At 38.9% G+C, this 17,593-nt stretch carries 16 protein-coding genes; 1 reads left to right on the top strand and 15 read right to left on the bottom strand.

What is annotated here, in order from left to right:
* Window positions 1-21: 21 nt before the first annotated feature.
* The 13 genes from IEV27_RS00455 to citZ form a co-directional block, all read right to left on the bottom strand.
* Window positions 22-399: a cytosolic protein gene (locus IEV27_RS00455; protein ID WP_188375499.1), complete on the bottom strand. Its 378-nt coding sequence runs from the start codon at window positions 397-399 to the stop codon at window positions 22-24.
* A 127-nt stretch (window positions 400-526) separates the two neighbouring features.
* Window positions 527-904 carry an adenosylmethionine decarboxylase gene (gene speD, locus IEV27_RS00450; RefSeq protein WP_245345276.1) on the bottom strand — a complete coding sequence of 126 codons (378 nt, stop codon included), beginning with the start codon at window positions 902-904 and terminating at the stop codon, window positions 527-529.
* A 231-nt stretch (window positions 905-1,135) separates the two neighbouring features.
* Window positions 1,136-2,170, bottom strand: coding sequence for a glyceraldehyde-3-phosphate dehydrogenase (locus IEV27_RS00445; protein ID WP_188375498.1), 1,035 nt, complete (start codon window positions 2,168-2,170; stop codon window positions 1,136-1,138).
* Between the two features lie 164 nt (window positions 2,171-2,334).
* On the bottom strand, window positions 2,335-2,946 hold the full coding sequence (gene coaE, locus IEV27_RS00440) for a dephospho-CoA kinase (protein WP_188375497.1): 612 nt from the start codon (window positions 2,944-2,946) through the stop codon (window positions 2,335-2,337).
* Window positions 2,947-2,956: 10 nt separating this feature from the next.
* Window positions 2,957-3,559: a manganese efflux pump gene (locus IEV27_RS00435; RefSeq protein ID WP_425352522.1), complete on the bottom strand. Its 603-nt coding sequence runs from the start codon at window positions 3,557-3,559 to the stop codon at window positions 2,957-2,959.
* Window positions 3,560-3,615: 56 nt separating this feature from the next.
* Window positions 3,616-4,440, bottom strand: coding sequence for a DNA-formamidopyrimidine glycosylase (gene mutM / locus IEV27_RS00430; RefSeq protein WP_188375496.1), 825 nt, complete (start codon window positions 4,438-4,440; stop codon window positions 3,616-3,618).
* Between the two features lie 16 nt (window positions 4,441-4,456).
* Window positions 4,457-7,102 carry a DNA polymerase I gene (gene polA / locus IEV27_RS00425; RefSeq protein WP_188375495.1) on the bottom strand — a complete coding sequence of 882 codons (2,646 nt, stop codon included), beginning with the start codon at window positions 7,100-7,102 and terminating at the stop codon, window positions 4,457-4,459.
* Between the two features lie 184 nt (window positions 7,103-7,286).
* Entirely contained in the window at window positions 7,287-9,041 is a 1,755-nt protein-coding gene (gene pnpS, locus IEV27_RS00420; protein WP_188375494.1) for a two-component system histidine kinase PnpS, read from the bottom strand.
* Window positions 9,042-9,737, bottom strand: coding sequence for a response regulator transcription factor (locus IEV27_RS00415; RefSeq protein ID WP_188375493.1), 696 nt, complete (start codon window positions 9,735-9,737; stop codon window positions 9,042-9,044).
* A 153-nt stretch (window positions 9,738-9,890) separates the two neighbouring features.
* Window positions 9,891-10,367, bottom strand: coding sequence for a hotdog family protein (locus tag IEV27_RS00410; protein WP_188375492.1), 477 nt, complete (start codon window positions 10,365-10,367; stop codon window positions 9,891-9,893).
* Window positions 10,368-10,506: 139 nt separating this feature from the next.
* Window positions 10,507-11,445 (bottom strand): malate dehydrogenase, encoded by a 939-nt coding sequence (gene mdh, locus IEV27_RS00405; RefSeq protein ID WP_188375491.1) that lies wholly within the window; start codon window positions 11,443-11,445, stop codon window positions 10,507-10,509.
* Window positions 11,446-11,458: 13 nt separating this feature from the next.
* Window positions 11,459-12,733: an NADP-dependent isocitrate dehydrogenase gene (icd, locus tag IEV27_RS00400; RefSeq protein ID WP_188375490.1), complete on the bottom strand. Its 1,275-nt coding sequence runs from the start codon at window positions 12,731-12,733 to the stop codon at window positions 11,459-11,461.
* Between the two features lie 105 nt (window positions 12,734-12,838).
* Window positions 12,839-13,954 (bottom strand): citrate synthase, encoded by a 1,116-nt coding sequence (gene citZ, locus IEV27_RS00395; protein ID WP_188375489.1) that lies wholly within the window; start codon window positions 13,952-13,954, stop codon window positions 12,839-12,841.
* Window positions 13,955-14,154: 200 nt separating this feature from the next.
* Here citZ and ytvI point away from each other — a divergent pair, with 200 nt between their 5' ends.
* Window positions 14,155-15,264: a sporulation integral membrane protein YtvI gene (gene ytvI, locus IEV27_RS00390; protein WP_188375488.1), complete on the top strand. Its 1,110-nt coding sequence runs from the start codon at window positions 14,155-14,157 to the stop codon at window positions 15,262-15,264.
* 54 nt (window positions 15,265-15,318) lie between these two features.
* Here ytvI and IEV27_RS00385 read toward each other — a convergent pair whose 3' ends face one another.
* Together IEV27_RS00385 and pyk are read right to left on the bottom strand one after the other, a co-directional pair.
* Window positions 15,319-15,711: an FxsA family protein gene (locus IEV27_RS00385; protein WP_188375487.1), complete on the bottom strand. Its 393-nt coding sequence runs from the start codon at window positions 15,709-15,711 to the stop codon at window positions 15,319-15,321.
* A 105-nt stretch (window positions 15,712-15,816) separates the two neighbouring features.
* Window positions 15,817-17,577: a pyruvate kinase gene (gene pyk, locus IEV27_RS00380; protein WP_188376770.1), complete on the bottom strand. Its 1,761-nt coding sequence runs from the start codon at window positions 17,575-17,577 to the stop codon at window positions 15,817-15,819.
* Window positions 17,578-17,593: the final 16 nt, after the last annotated feature.

The raw sequence follows: 17,593 nt of genomic DNA, 5'->3' as shown, positions 1-17,593 counted from the left end.
CCTATTGTCATTTCATACACCTTACTGATTAGGATCATATTGAGGGAATTGACGATCCAGCTTATCGTAGCAGTCTACGATTAGACTGCGGCTAAAACCGAAGTCAATTGGACCTCCTGAATCTGTTGTTACAGAAAAGTCTACAGCCGTTTGAAAAGGACGGACCATGATAATCGTAGCGACTACAAAAGCTTTTCGTTTCCCTTTATATTTTATTGTCAACTCGCCTCTTTCTTTTGATACAGCTACCTTTTCAGAAGGAGAGGGAAACATTTCTTCTACTGCACTAAAAATTTCATCGCGCTTTGCTTTATAGTACCTTGTTTTAAGTGACGCATCACGATGCTCTTCACTGGTTTCAGAATGGTTGCTAAAATATTTTGAAATAAATCCTTTCACGAACATAACCCCTTACCAAAAATTCGACATCATCTCTTTATTATTTTAACACGTTTTATTAAAAAGAAAAGCAACCACCTTATAAAGATGCAACAAAAAATCACACAGAAAGCTGTGTGATTTTTTATTACAATGCTTTTGATTGTTGAACTTCGACTGGACCCATACCTCTAGGAACCTCTACTGTTTCATTTCTTCCTGCCTCTAAAGCCTCAACGATATAATGAGCGGCTACATTAGGATCGATACGATCACCGCACGTATAAACATCAATGCTTGCATAACCATGCTCTGGAAAGCTGTGAATCGTTAAGTGAGACTCAGAAATAATAACGACCCCGCTCACTCCATGAGGAGCAAATTTATGAAAAGCTACTTCTCGAACTTCTGCACCAGCTCTTAAAGCAGCGTCTACAAACACCTGTTCAATATAATTCATATCATTTAATTTATCTTCATTACAATTCCACAGTTCACTAATAACATGTCTTCCCATTGTATCCATTTTAAGGATCCCCCTTTTTGTACATTGACTTCGTTCCCTTCTAAATATACCTACATGTACTACCACGGGGGAAAGTTAGTCCTGAGAGGTCCTAACCCTTTAAGTAGAGCATGAAATTGACAGTATTCAGAAGTTCAAAGAAAGTATATACGGTTTATCCCTTTTTTGCAAGAAACAATTTTTAAATAAACTCGTTCCTTCCAATTATAGGTTACAATGGGGCAACTGTCATTAAGAAACTTTCGCTGGTGTTTCTTGCTTCATTAAATTACCAACATGTTTAGCAAGATCTACTACTCTGCATGAATAACCCCACTCATTATCATACCACGCTAACACTTTAACTTTCCGATCGCTCATAACTTGAGTAGATAATCCATCTACAATAGCAGAAGCTGGAGACGTTGTATAATCAATAGAGACAAGTGGTTCTTCATTGTATTCCAGTATACCTTTCATAGCATGATTACTAATCGATTGAAAGGCTGCATTCACTTCTTCAGTCGTCACATCTTTTTTCAGATCGACGACAAGATCTACTAACGAAACATTAGGTGTAGGTACTCGAAGAGCCATTCCATTTAACTTACCTTCCAAAGAAGGGATCACTTCACCAAGGGCTTTGGCCGCTCCTGTGGAAGTAGGAATAATGGATTGAGTACACCCTCTGGCACGTCGCAGGTCCTTGTGAGGGTTATCCAGATTCTTTTGGTCATTGGTAAAAGCATGCACAGTAGTCATTAACCCATTTTCAATCCCAAAAGTATCCTCTAACACTTTTACCACTGGTGCTAAACAATTTGTCGTACAAGATGCATTTGAGATCACATCATGTTCTTCCGGATTATAAACTTCCTCATTAACCCCCATCACAATCGTTGCATCAACGGACTTACCTGGTGCAGTTATAATCACTTTCTTTGCTCCAGACTTAATGTGTAAGGACGCTTCTTCTTTTGTTTTAAACTTACCTGTCGCTTCTATAACGATATCAATATTTAACTTATCCCATGGAAGTTTCAAAGGATCTCGGTTCGAACAAAGCTCCACTTTTTTTCCATTTATTAAAATCCCATCTTTAGTGGGTTCAATTTCTCCATCAAATCGTCCATGGATACTATCGTACTTTAGCATGTGGGCGATTGTTTCTGCAGGATAACTTGCATTAACGGCTACAAGTTCAATTGACTCATCTAAGACCGCTTTTCTGAAGACCATTCTCCCGATTCTACCCAGACCGTTAACCGCTATTCTAGTTTTCTTCATAAGGCAATCCCCCTATATGTGATATACTTTTGAAATGTATTTTCAAAAATAGTATAACACATTGAAACCGCTTATGTGGTTTGTTTTTTAACATTTTTTAAAAAGGGCTTTACTCCTTTACATCATGCAAGAAAATACACAAAAAAAGTCTAATTGACGAGCAGTCAATCAGACTTTTTCAACACGTTCCATTCAGTTAAAATACGTTTTAACTGTTGAAAACTTTCTTCAATTGTTCCAGAATTATCAATCACTTCATCAGCTCTTTCAGCTTTTTCTTGAATTGGGATCTGTGATCGGATCCTTTCTAATGCATCCTCTTTCGAAGATCCATCCCTATCCATAAGCCTTTTAAGCTGAGTTTCCTCATCAACGTAGACGACAAGCGTACGATCAGCAAAATGAGCAAGATCACTCTCAAAAAGCAATGGAATATCCAATACTACTGCCTTGTTTCCTTCATTTAAATACCCATCTCTTTGCTCAAGCATCTGTTTTCTTACTTCAGGGTGGACGATTTCATTTAGTTGCTTCCGCTTCGTTTCGTCTTTAAAAATAATACTTCCTAATTGCTTACGGTTTAATGTTCGATCTTCATGTAACACCTTTTCTCCAAAGCAGTCCACGATTTGTTGATAAGCAGGCCGGCCAATCTCAACGACTTCTCTTGAGATGACATCGGCATCTACGACTGGAATGTTGAACGAGTCAAACATCTTAGAAATGGTACTTTTCCCAGTAGCTATACTACCCGTCAACCCTATGATTATACCCATCCCGGTCCTCCTAAACTAGCTTAATTAGTCCAATAATAATTAATAAAATCCCTGGTAACATAGAAAAGTACTCCGTTTTACTGCTAAATTTTTCCCCGCTCTTTAACCCACCATATAGCATAACGCAGGTGGCAAGTATAATAAGTCCGGCCGTATAAAATGGGGGTAAACCAATAAAAACACCACTAAAGCCTGCACCTATTGTATCAAGGGAGAGGGCGGCCCCTAAGAGTACAACTTCTTTGCCGTGGATGCCCCCAGAATGGTCTACATCGGCATCTTCCGGAGATTTTAATACTCGAGTCGGCTGTGTCCAGATGGACTCGTCATGCTTAGGATCCGAGCTTTTTTTATTAGACCAGATAAAAAACAAACCTAACCCAACAAATGAAAGTGCCGCTAACCATTCGAATAATTGAGGATTAATATACGGTAACAGCAAGTGTCCGACAGAGGCAGAACATAAGTAACAGAGCCCGGAAAGAAGAGCAATGCCACATATTCCTTTAAATGATAAATAAATCTTTTTCAAACCGATCATACAGCCAATTCCAAAGCTGTCTATACTAACCGCTATAACAAAAAGTAAGGTAAGAAACCCAGTCCCCAACACTTTTCACCTCGACATAATCAATGTGAAATAGTATATGGGCGGATAACCATTATGTGTTACTTTTGACAGCGAGGACAGACATGGGTTCCTCTACCGCTTACTTTCAGCTTTATTATTGGATTTCCACATCCAAAGCATCCGGTATTTTCTTTTCCGTAAACTTTCAGCTGCTGCTGAAACATTCCCATTTCCCCTTGTCCATTTAAATACGAGCGAATCGTTGTTCCACCCTGCTTCACAGCTTCAACAATCGTCTGAGTACTAGCTTCTTTGAGTCGAGAAGCCTCATCATACGTAAGCTCCTTCGCGATTCTCTCTGGGTGAAGCCCTGCTTTATACAAAGCTTCATCAACATATATATTTCCAAGCCCAGCTACAACTGATTGATCAAGCAGCACAGATTTGATCAACCGGCTTGTTTTTTGCAATTTTGCATAAAAATATTCTGTCGTAAATGAAGGATCAAATGGATCAGGCCCTAGTTGAATAAGCGGCTTTTCGTTCCATTCTTGTCCTTTTTCAAATAAGTGCATCGTTCCAAATTTGCGAACATCATCATACCTCAGTTCAGTACCATCTGTAAAATGAAAAATCACATGGGTATGTTTTGGTTTAGGGAGGGAAGCGTTATAAACTCCAAACTTCCCTTCCATTCTTAGATGAGACACCATGGAAATGTCCTCAAAATGAAAGATTAAAAACTTTCCCTTCCGATTGATATCTTGAAGCTCTTGGCCTTGAATCCAGGCCCTAAAGTCATTTGGATCTTGAGGTCTTTTAATAATATTGTCCCAAAATATTGATACATCTTTAACTCTCTTATTTAACACCAATTGCTTTAACGTTTGTCTAACCGTTTCTACTTCAGGTAATTCAGGCATTCTTCGTTCTCCTCACTTACTTCGCATCATACCAAGTGGGTCCAAAGGAATAATCAACCTCAAGGGGGACGTCTAATTCGACTGTTTGTTCCATCACTTCTGGTACGAGTTCTTTTAATCGTTCAAGCTCTTCTTCAGGTGCCTCCAGGATCAATTCATCATGAACCTGTAAAAGCATACGAGCTTGGAGCTTCTCTGTTCTTAACCGTTCATCTAAATCAATCATCGCTTTTTTAATAATATCTGCCGCACTTCCTTGAATTGGTGTATTCATGGCTGTGCGCTCTGCAAAGCTGCGCTGATTGAAATTACGGCTCGTAATATCTGGCAAGTATCTTCTTCGATTCATAAATGTTTTTACGTATCCTAATCTTTTGGCCTCCTGTATAGATTCGTTCATATACTCTTTTACTCCAGGGTAGCTCGAAAGATATTTCTCAATAAAAGTTTTTGCTTCTTTTCGTGTAATCCCAAGGCTTTGTGATAATCCATAATCACTAATTCCATATACAATACCAAAGTTTACCGCTTTAGCTTGCCGGCGCATTTGAGAGGTTACCTCCCCCTCTGAAACATCGAATACTTCACTAGCCGTTTGAGTATGAATATCTTTCCCTTCTTTAAAGGCATTCCTAAGTTTTTCATCCTGCGCAATGTGAGCGAGCACACGAAGTTCGATTTGAGAATAGTCACTGGCAAACATCACCCAATTTTCTTTTGAAGGAACAAATGCTTGTCTAATCTTCCTGCCCTCTTCCAAACGAATGGGAATGTTTTGCAGATTGGGCTCTATAGAGCTAAGACGTCCTGTTTGAGTGAGGGCTTGATTAAACCTCGTGTGAATTTTATTTGTGTCCTGATTAACTACTTTCAACAGACCTTCAATATACGTTGACTTAAGCTTTCCGAGTTGGCGAAATAGTAGTATTTTCTCGATGATCTCATGCTCATCTTGAAGCTGCTCTAGGACATCAGCAGAAGTGGAATAGCCTGTTTTTGTTTTCTTAATTACAGGAAGTTCTAGCTTTTCAAATAAAATAGGACCGAGCTGCTTAGGTGAATTTAAATTAAATTCTTCCCCAGCAAGCTCAAAAATGTCAGCCTTAATATCGTTTAACCTGCGATCAAGATCGCTTCCCATATCCTCTAATCGGCCGACATCAACTTGAACGCCCCAGTGTTCCATTTCTCCAAGAATTAATGCTAGCGGCATTTCTAGTTCTTCATAAAGTTCATATTGCTCATTTTGTTGAAGCTGGGCATCCATCGTTTCTTTAAGCTTGTAGAGAACCGCAGCTTTTCTAGTTACGTGTTCTTGCATGATGGATTCATCATCAGGAACTTTTAATTTCGCCCCTTTTCCATATATTTCTTCATCATATTGGACAGCACGTTCGTTCATACGATGGCTGATGGAAGGTACATCATGATTATTTTCAGAAGGATTAATCAAATAAGAGGCTAGTAATAGATCAAATGATACACCTTGTAGTGATATCCCATGCCTTCTTAAAGCCACAAGGGTTCGTTTTGCATCAAAAACCCACTTTTCTTGTGAAGGGTCTTGTGCCCATTTGATAAACTCTTCTGATTTCTCTGCATCATCTATCGTAATAAAGTAGTTTTCATTCGAATTGACAATAGAAATTCCTACTATTGGGGATTGATGATAATTTTCATGAAGCATTTCAACGACTACAGCTTCTTTTCCAGTGATCATATCTTTGGTTAATTCACGTATCACATTAACCTCTACCTCATCCCAATCTTCAGGAACTTCCTGATGGGAAGCAACTTCGTCCGTGGAGACTCTGCTTATTAGAGATTGAAAGCCAAGATCTCTAAATATAGAAGACACTTTTTGTTGATCATAATGCTGATACTCTAAATCCCCTAAGTCAATTTCAATAGGTGCGTTACGTTCAATCGTTACGAGTTCTTTACTCATAAAGGCTTCATCTTTATGTGTTTCTAGCTTTTCTTTTAATTTCTTACCACTTACTTCAGACAACTGTTCAAAAACAGCCTCCAGCTTATCAAATTGCTTTAACAACTTAACCGCTGTTTTCTCTCCTACTCCCGGTACCCCTGGAATGTTGTCAGAGCTATCTCCCATCAGTGCTTTTAAATCAATTACCTGATCAGGACGTATCTCCATCTTCTCTAACAGAAAGTCAGGATCATAGGTATCCACATTGGTGATCCCTTTTTTAGTTAAACTAACTTTTACTTTGTCAGACACAAGCTGAAGTAAGTCTTTGTCTCCTGATATTACTTTTACATCATACTTCTTCTCTTGTCCCCGTGCAGCTAATGTACCGATAATATCGTCAGCCTCATATTGGTCCAGTTGATAATGTTTAATTTCGAACGCATCAAGAAGTTCTTTTAGTACGGGGAATTGCTCAGAAAGCTCTGGAGGTGTCTTTTGTCTTCCACCTTTATATTCTTCATAGGTTTTATGACGGAACGTCGTTTTACCAGCGTCAAACGCTACTAAAATATGGTCCGGCTTATCCTCTTCTAATATTTTCAGCAGCATTGTTGTAAACCCATATACGGCATTCGTGTAGACACCCTTATCATTATTAAGTAAAGGAAGTGCAAAAAATGCGCGATATGCAATGCTGTTACCATCTATTAACACTAGTTTTTCAGCCATCATTTCAGCTCCTCTTAGAAAACATCATTACCTCTATTCTATCACGTTCCTTTAGAAGAAGAAAAAACTACAAAAAAAAGAGCAGAAGCGAGGGAAGCTTCTGCTCATCAAGAGAAAACACCTTGGATGAAAGGGTTTCAACTGTATCGTATCAAAAAAACGTAAATTTCTTTTCAATATAGTATTAATTGTTTGTAAATTCTTTAATAAGTTTGACATGGAAAATTGTCCCTTTACCTACTTCACTTTCTACCTGGATCGAGCCATGGTGAGCTTCTACAATGTGTTTTACAATCGCAAGTCCAAGCCCAGTGCCTCCTGAATTGCGGCTTCTCGCTTTGTCTACACGATAAAATCGTTCAAATATTCTAGGGATTTCTTCTTCTGGGATCCCCACTCCGTTATCTTCAATACTTACAACGACATGATCATTGTATTCTTGAAAATCTAAGCGGACTTCCCCATTTTCTCCTGTATAATTAATTGCGTTAGACATTAAGTTAATAAAGACTTGCTTCAGCCTGCTTGAATCACCTTCAACTAAAGTACTTCCACTAATGTTAGCTTGCAATGATATATTTCTTTGAGCAGCTTGATGTTCGATCATAGGAACGAGATCGCGCAAGAAATTCTGCATATTGATTTGTTCAATTGTCAGGTGAAAATCTTCTCTTTCTACTTTGGAAAGCTCAAGTAAATCTTGAATAAGCGACTGGAGTCGCTCACTTTCTTTTAAAATAATCTCAAGGAACTGATTTAACATCTGCTCGTCCTTCATCGCCCCATCTAAAAGCGTCTCTGAAAACCCTCGTATAGAAGTAATCGGTGTTTTTAACTCATGAGATACATTGGCAACAAAGTCCTTACGCATTTGTTCAAGTTTCTTCATGTCAGTAATATCATGAAAAACTAAAACAATGCCTTTCCATTTCTTTTTATCACTGAAGATAGGAGCCCCTGTAACTTCAAGGTGTTTACGGTTAATATCTACAGGCAGAATAAACGTTTCGCTTACTGTTTCTTCAAACATATAAATATTTTGAACAGTTTCATGAATGGTGGTAAAAGGAATCGCATCGTGATAAAGGTACCCGACGTAATCAGGCTTTGTTCCTCCGAAACTGTCTAGAAATGCACGGTTCACGAGTTGGATATAACCTTTCTCATCAATAAGAATTAATCCACTACCCATATTATTTATAACCGCTTCAAGCTGGTTCTCTTGCATTCCTTTTGAACTGGTCATTTTTTGAAGGTTTCTAGCAAGAATGTTTATGGAACGGCTTAGTTGACCCGCTTCCCCGAAATGTCCTTCATACGTTCTAGCTTTATAGTTACCTTTAGCTAATTCATCAGCTACTCCTGCTGCAGATCTAATCGGCCGAATGTAGTTTGAAAAAACATTGTATCCAATAAAAAAGATAGCAACTAGACCAATCAACAAGGTCAGCCCGATAATCAACCAGATATTTTTGGTGATATTAGATAAAGATTCAACCGGAGATATGAGAATAAGCGTACCTGAAGTATCTCCTATAGTTTGGGGAAGAGGGTAGTAAAAAACGTTATCAAGTAACTTCCCCTGTCTCATGGATTCCTCACTTCGTTGAACAAGGTTAATAATCATAGTTTTATCCTCTTCAGTCACTTGTTCATTTGCTTCTACTGTATCAATTAACAATTCATCCTCATTAGATATAAAGACTAAACTGGTATTAATCTGTTCACTAAATTCATTCAAAGATTCATCGGTAACTTGATCATCTTCTAAAAAACCTTCAACATACGTTACGAAATATTCGCTCTCAACAGAAATTCTTTCTTCAAAAATTGTAATAAAATAACTGCGTGTCAGCTGTGCCAATAGAACGCCCAAACTCACCATAACGATAATGACTAATACCGTATAAGTTAATAAAGGTCTAGTCCTCGACCTCATTTATTTTGGAACCTCCATTTTATAACCTAAACCGCGAATCGTTTTAATATATACAGGTTTTTTAGTATCAGGTTCAATTTTTTCTCTTAAATGACTTACGTGAACATCCACGATCCGCGTATCTCCAGCGAAATCATAATTCCAGACCGCACTTAAAAGCTGGTCTCTAGATAGCACACGACCAATATTTTGAGCTAAATAATAGAGCAATTCAAATTCTTTTGGAGTGAACACTAGTGGTTCATCTTTAATTGTCGCTTCGTATTGCTCGGGATAAATGGTTAAATCAGCAATTTGAATGGTTGGAGGTGTATCTTCTGCAGGTTCACGAACCATTCTACGTAATATCGCCTTAATTCTAGCTACTACTTCCCTAGGGCTGAAGGGCTTGGTCAAGTAATCGTCTGCACCCAGCTCTAAACCTAACACCTTGTCAAACTCATCATCCTTTGCAGTGAGCATAAGGATAGGTGTCTGTACTTGTTTTTGACGTAACTGTTTGCAAACCTCCATTCCATCCATCTCTGGGAGCATTACATCTAGAACGATCATGTCGTAAGTTGTGGTTGAAGCTTTCTCTAAAGCTTCACTTCCTGTGTAGGCCACCTCTGTCTCATAACCCGCTTGATCTATATTGTATTTAAGCAAGGTTACAATCGATTCTTCATCATCTACTATTAAAATCTTTTGGTTCATTAGAAGTCCCCCCAGCAAGCATAAATTGTATATACCTTTATGATACATACTAGTTTACAGTTTGGCACGTTTCTTTACAATTTTTACACAGAAATAACAAACAGATTTTTCCAAACAAAAAAAGACTGACCTAAGTCAGCCCCAAGCTTTGAGTTAATAAAAGTTTTCCAACGAGCTTGCATTCATCGACTTCGGTTCATACGGTGGACGCACCGAAACCTTTCCCCTTACAATTTCATCCCCCTCTTCATCGTAACCATTAATCATAACATCTATATAGTGATCATTTTTATGAATTAAGCTAATTTCTGCAGTGATCTTGACCTCACTGTAATGAAACAGGGGGTTGGGATAATCCAGCTCTTGCTTGAAGATATGACTCCCTGGCCCGGGTAAGTGCATAGAAATGATAGAAGAAACCTTTCCGAAAATCATCACAGTGGGAACAATTGGTCGGTTATAAGGTGTTTCTGAAGCATAATCGTGTTGGATATATAGTGGATTCGCATCATCGGTTAATCCCAGGTACATAAGCAGATCCTTATCTTCAATAGAAAAAGATGAAGTGTAAGAATCCCCAACCTTAAGATCTTGAATTTTTTTACCTAACTTTCTTTTCTTCCCTAACATTCCGCCACACTCCTTTAGAAAACGTTTACATAATTGATTAAATAAAAATTATCCATCAGTAGCTGATAATCCCTCGTTCATCTCCTACATTTCATAAAGTAAAAAAGGATTCGAGGATAAGCCTCGAATCCTTCTATTATTAGTTTAATACATTTAGGACGTTTTTAACAGAGTCAGCTGATTGATCAAGTTGCTTTTTCTCTTCTTCTGTTAAATCTAGTTCGATGATCTCTTCAATTCCATTACCACCTAAGATGGTTGGGACCCCAAGATAAATACCTTCGTATCCGTATTCACCTTCAAGATAAGCGATTGCAGGAAGAATGCGACGTTGATCCTTAAGGATCGCTTCAGCCATCTGAGTAAGAGAAGCGGCAGGTGCATAGTATGCACTTCCGTTACCAAGTAAGCCTACAATTTCACCGCCGCCTGTACGAGTGCGTTGAACGATTTCATCTAAACGCTTTTTAGAAATAAGCTTCTCAAGTGGAATTCCTCCAGCAAATGAGTAGCGTACTAGCGGCACCATGTCATCGCCGTGGCCGCCAAGAACAAATCCAGTTACATCTTTCACTGAAACATTAAGCTCTTCAGCGACAAAAGTACGGAAGCGAGCTGTATCAAGCACACCAGACTGGCCAATGACACGGTTCTTAGGAAGTCCAGCTTCTTGGAATACAGAGTAAGTCATTGCGTCAACTGGGTTTGTTAAGACCACGATGTAGCAATCAGGGGAATATTTTACAATCTCCTTCGTCACGGTCTTCATGATTTTAGAGTTCGTATTTACTAGATCATCACGACTCATCCCAGGCTTTCTAGCGATACCTGCCGTAATGATGACAAGATCAGAACCTTCTGTATCTTCATAATTTGCTGTACCTGTAACTTTCGCGTCAAACCCTTGCACGGGGCTAGCCTCAAGCATATCCAGCGCTTTACCCTTTGTCGGATCTTCCATATCTGGAATATCGACTAATACCACATCTCCTAGTTCTTTTTGAGCAAGCATTAAAGCCGTCGTGGCACCAGTAAATCCACTCCCGATAACTGAAATTTTATTTCTGCGAATCGCCATAATGATCCCCCTCTTAGTCCATATTTTTGATTAGAGCATCACCGAATTCAGAACATTTCACTTCAGTAGCGCCGTCCATCATACGTGCAAAGTCATAAGTTACAACTTTGCTGCCAATTGTCTTATCCATGGACTGAGAAATAAGCTCAGCTGCTTCTCTCCATCCTAGGTGCTCAAGCATGAGTACTCCAGACAAAATAACAGAAGACGGGTTCACTTTATCTAGTCCTGCATATTTTGGAGCAGTTCCGTGAGTAGCTTCGAAAATAGCATGCCCAGTTTCGAAGTTAATGTTTGCTCCTGGAGCGATTCCTATACCACCAACTTGAGCAGCAAGTGCATCAGAAATATAATCTCCATTTAGGTTCATCGTTGCAACAACATCAAATTCTTTTGGACGAGTAAGGATTTGCTGCAAGAAGATATCAGCAATTGCATCTTTAACGATGATCTTGCCTTCAGCTTCCGCTTTATCCTGTGCAGCATTAGCGGCATCCTTTCCTTCTTTTTCAACGATACGGTCATATTCAGCCCATGTGAATACTTTCTCTCCATATTCTTCTTGAGCCACTTCGTATCCCCAATTTTTAAAGGAACCTTCAGTAAACTTCATAATGTTTCCTTTGTGTACTAGGGTTACGTTTTTACGACCTTCATTTAATGCATAGTCGATTGCCGCACGAACTAGACGTTTCGTACCTTCTTCAGAAACTGGTTTGATACCGATTCCAGAAGTTTCAGGGAAACGAATGTTATGTACACCCATCTCATCTTGAAGGAAATCGATCACTTTTTTCACTTCAGGTGTGCCTTGCTGCCATTCGATACCAGCATAGATATCTTCAGTGTTTTCACGGAAAATAGCCATGTCAGTGTCTTCAGGACGCTTAACAGGAGAAGGAACACCTTCAAAGTAGCGAACTGGACGAAGACAAGTAAATAAATCTAGCTCCTGACGAAGTGCAACGTTTAGTGAACGAATACCTCCACCGATTGGGGTCGTTAATGGACCTTTAATGGCAATTTTATAGTCACGAATCGTGTCCAAAGTCTCTCCAGGCAGCCATTCGCCCGTTTTATCGTATGCTTTCTGCCCTGCAAGAACTTCTTTCCATTCAATAGATTTTTGTCCATTGTATGCTTTATCAACAGCTGCTTCGATCACGCGGCTAGCTGAAGCCCAAATATCCGGGCCAATGCCATCTCCTTCAATATATGGAATGATTGGACGATCAGGTACGTTTAAACTTCCGTTTTGTTCTACTGAGATTTTCTTAGATTGTGCCAAAATAAACCCTCCTAAAATAATTGCTAGATTAAAAAGGGATATTACACCCCTCTTCATCATACGTTAAATTAATCACAATAAAAAGCGCAAGCTAACTCTTTAGAATTAGCGTTGTTCAATTGGTTTATATGTTTGTCCTTTGGGACCTACATATTCTGCTCTTGGACGGATGAGACGATTGTCAGCATATTGCTCTAAGATATGTGCTAACCATCCTGAAACACGGCTCACAGCAAAAATTGGAGTAAAAAGATCGTGGTCGATTCCCAGGCTGTGATAAACAGAGGCGGAATAGAAGTCCACATTAGCTGGAAGTCCTTTGTTTTCTTTGATGTAATCTTCAATCTTAATAGACATCTCATAATATTTGGAATGACCCGTTAACTCAGTTAGCTCACGAGACATTTCTTTAAGGTGCTTAGCACGCGGATCTCCGTTGCGATATACTCGGTGACCCATTCCCATGATTTTTTCTTTGTTTTCAAGTTTCTTTTCGATAGCTGGAATGGCATTCTCAACAGAATCGATTTCCGTCAACATTTGCATTACACGTTCATTAGCACCTCCGTGTAAAGGACCTTTTAGTGCACCAATTGCCGCAGTAACTCCTGAATAAACATCAGATAACGTTGCAACACATACACGAGCCGTAAAAGTTGAAGCATTCAATTCATGATCAGCATGTAAAACAAGTGCCTTATTCATTGCCTCAATTTCTACGTCTTCAGGTTCCTTATTGTTTAACATATATAAAAAGTTAGCAGCAAAGCTTAAATCTTTTTTAGGAGATACAGGGTCCTGCCCTTTACGGATTCGAGAGAAAGCTGTTACTACAGTTGAAATTTTCGCTTGTAAACGAACAGCTTTTCTTTTGTTTGCTGCCTCGTCCATTTCGTCTGCTTCAGGATCAAATAATCCCAGCATTGAAATAGCTGTACGCAGCGCAGCCATTGGATGAACGGTTGATAAATCATATGACTTAAGGTGTGCAATCACTTCGTCTGGAATGTCCATATTAGAGACGAGCTCTTCTCTAAACTCTTTTAGCTCGTTTTCTTTAGGAAGTTTTTGGTTCCATAATAAGTAAACCACTTCTTCAAAACTAGAGTGGTTGGCTAAATCATCAATGTCATAACCTACATAGGTTAATTTGTCATCAATGATCGAACTAATAGTCGACTCTGTAGCTGTAATACCTTCTAAACCTTTAGTTGATGCCATAAGATCTCTCCTTTTGAAATAATGCTACATTCCCTCCTGAAGTCCGAGAAAACGCTTTACTAATTCTTTATAAACTATACTAGGATTTCTTCCCCACCGACAATTATAAAGTATTCTGACTTGAATGTGAATTGAAACCGGTTAATTTCCAACAATTTATAGCAAAACTTTCTATATTTCTATTTAAAGGGGAACCTTAAATGGACTCATTTAACCTTCCACAATTAACTCGCTTATTGTTTGTTTTATTAGGCGGAATCAGTCTTTATTTTTTATTTTATTTAACTTGGAATTTCTTATTTCCTTTTATTATAGCCTTTGCTTTATCTTGGTTCATTCAACCTTTTGTAAGACTTTTACACGAAAGACTGCGACTTCCGAAATCCCTTGCCATACTTATCATTATAGGGGTTATTGTCAGTGTATTTGTAAGTATCTTTGCTGCTATCATTACCAGGGTAGTGGAATTAATTCAAGGCCTATCGAATCAAGATTTTTCAGGATATGTACAGGCCATTAATGTTTTTCACGACCAATTCCTTAACTGGGTTGATTTTATTTTATCTTATCTGAAAAGCTGGGTGGGCTCCTTTGATCCATCCTTTGGTGATTCGATCTACAGATATTTAGAGGATATAAAGCAACGGTTCGTTCAATTTGGAATTGAACAATTACATGCATTATTGCAGCTATTCAGTGGAGGACTAGCAAATTTGCCAAGCATTTTAATGGCATTTGGCATTATATTTCTTTCCACATTTTTCATCAGTAAAGATTGGGATAAAATAAAAAATCTTTTTCAAAATTACTTTTCAAAAAGGTTGCGTTCCCCCATAAAAAAGGTATGGTCAAACTTTAAATTAACGATCAAGCAGCTCGTTAAAGCCCAACTCGTTTTGATGGCTATTACTATGTTCATTGTTTTTTCAGGTATGTTATTTATTCTGCACCCTCATCCTTTTTTAATGACTTTGCTAGCAGGGATCATTGATTTAATACCCTACATTGGAACTGGTATTATTTTCATTCCCTGGATTATTTATTCTTTTTTGACAGATCAATTTATGCTTACCATCCAACTGTCCATCATTTATATGGCTGTCGTTATATGCAGGCAGCTTTTTGAGCCCAAAATATTAGCTTCTCATTTTGGTATACACCCTCTTATCCTACTAATCGGTCTCTTCCTAGGTTTTCAAATTTGGGGCGGTTTGGCCATTCTTATTACCCCTATTATTATTGCATTTGGGAAAGCCTTGATTACTTCTGGAGTGCCTATTCAGTTATGGAATTTTATCATGGGTAAATAGAGGCCTTGAAAAAAGGGCTACTGTTCAAATAAGGCCAGCAGCCCTCAAGACTCATTATTTTCTATAGATTGTAATCGTATTACGATCCATCATTTTATTAATTAAACGACGCAAACCGCTCTTTAGGGGCGATCTCGTTGCAGGTATTAGCAGCATAAACCCTATAGCGTCCGTAATGAAGCCTGGAGTAAGAAGGACAGCTCCTCCCACTAAAATACATGCCCCATCTAACAAAGCTTCCCCTGGAAGCTCATGATTACCGACTGAGGTTTGCAGTTTTCGAATCGTCTCTAATCCTTGTTGTTTGGCTAACCAGGCTCCTAAGACACCTGTTAATAAGATTAGCAGTATGACCCACCATGGTCCTACTAAATTTCCTGCCCAAATCAATAACCCAATTTCTAAAGCTGGCACAATTAAAATAAACAATAACAACCAGCGAAACATATGATCTCCCTTTCTTCTTCACCATTTCCTCTATTATATCGAATATTAGATTAACAAGCGAAAGAAAAAGACAGAGAACTCAATCTCTGTCTTCTTTACTCGTAATTATAGGACACTTGCATGACCTTCATAAATATCGCCGCGCGTACTGTCCATTGTTAAGTCAGACCCATCTTTAATCTTATCGAAGGCTTCTTCTACACCTACAATAACTGGAATTCCTAAGCTTAAACCAACCACAGCTGCATGAGAAGTTAGTCCACCTTCTTGAGTGATGATACCGCCAGCTTTTTCAATTGCAGGCATCATATCACGGTCCGTCCCATATGTTACTAAGATGTTTCCTTCTTCTACACGATCAATAGCGTCTTGTGCGTCCTTAGCTACCACAACACGTCCGTAGGCACTTTTACGACCTACTCCTTGTCCTTTTAATAAAACATCTCCAATGACATGCACTTTCATAAGATTAGTGGTACCACTCTCTCCAACAGGGACTCCACCGGTAATAATGACTCGGTCTCCACGTGAGACAATACCAGAAGCAAGTCCACGGTCAACAGCTACATCTAGCATATCATCAGTTGATTCAGATTGAGGTCCCATTACCGCATACACACCCCAAACCAGGGAAAGCTTACGGTTTACTCGTTCACTAGAAGTGATGGCTACAATTGGAGCTTGAGGGCGATACTTAGAGATCATACGTGCTGTATGTCCGCTCTCCGTTGGTGTTACAACGGCGTTCACCTGCAAGTTAATTGCTGTGTGGGTAACGGACTGGCTGATCGCATCCGTAATCGTCATATCACTATGCTTAGAACGTTCGTCAAGAATCGCTTTATAGTTTAGTCCTGTTTCTGTTTTCGTTGCAATATTACTCATCGTTTGTACTGCTTCACGCGGATAATCACCCGCTGCTGTCTCACCAGAAAGCATAATCGCATCCGTACCGTCAAAAATAGCATTTGCAACGTCAGAAGCCTCTGCACGAGTCGGTCTAGGATTGCGCTGCATAGAGTCCAGCATTTGCGTAGCTGTGATAACAGGCTTACCTGCTTTATTGCATTTACGGATCAATTGTTTTTGCACAAGCGGCACATCTTCAGGAGGAATCTCTACCCCAAGATCTCCACGTGCGACCATTAAACCATCACTTACTTCTAGAATGTCATCAATGTTATCGACACCTTCTTGGTTTTCGATCTTAGGAATAATTTGAATATGACCTGCGTTATTTTTTTCAAGTAACTCTTTAATTTCCAATACATCTGAAGCACGACGAACGAATGAGGCAGCAATAAAGTCTACATCCTGTTCAATTCCAAACTCAATATCTTTGGCATCTTTTTCAGTTATACCCGGAAGGTTCACACTAACGTTAGGGACGTTAACACCTTTTTTATTTTTAAGAAGACCATTGTTTAGAACGGTAGTCTTAATTTCGTTTTGATCTTTGAGCACTTCTTCCACTTGCAATTCAACTAACCCATCATCAAGAAGGATTTTAGAACCAGGATGTACATCGTTAATTAGGCCAGGATAGGTAACGGAAAAACGTTCAGCATCGCCCTGTATGTTCTCCATACTTACATATGCTGTATTCCCTTTTTCCAAATAAGCTTCTCCACCTTTTAATTCGCCTGTACGAATTTCTGGCCCTTTCGTGTCCAAAAGAATAGCTACAGTCTTACCTGTAACGGAAGCAGCTTCACGAATGTTTTTAATTCGAGCTCCATGCTCTTCAAAATCTCCGTGAGAAAAGTTTAAGCGAGCTACGTTCATACCAGAATTAATAAGATCAGTAAGAATCTCTACAGATTCTGAAGCCGGTCCAATCGTACTTACAATCTTTGTTTTTCTAATCATTCTTTTTCCTCCT

It is taken from the genome of Halobacillus andaensis (genome assembly GCF_014636475.1).
GTDB classification, from domain to species: domain Bacteria; phylum Bacillota; class Bacilli; order Bacillales; family Halobacillaceae; genus Halobacillus_A; species Halobacillus_A andaensis.
Note: the sequence above shows the minus strand (reverse complement) of the source record. Positions and strands in the feature narration are given on the sequence as shown.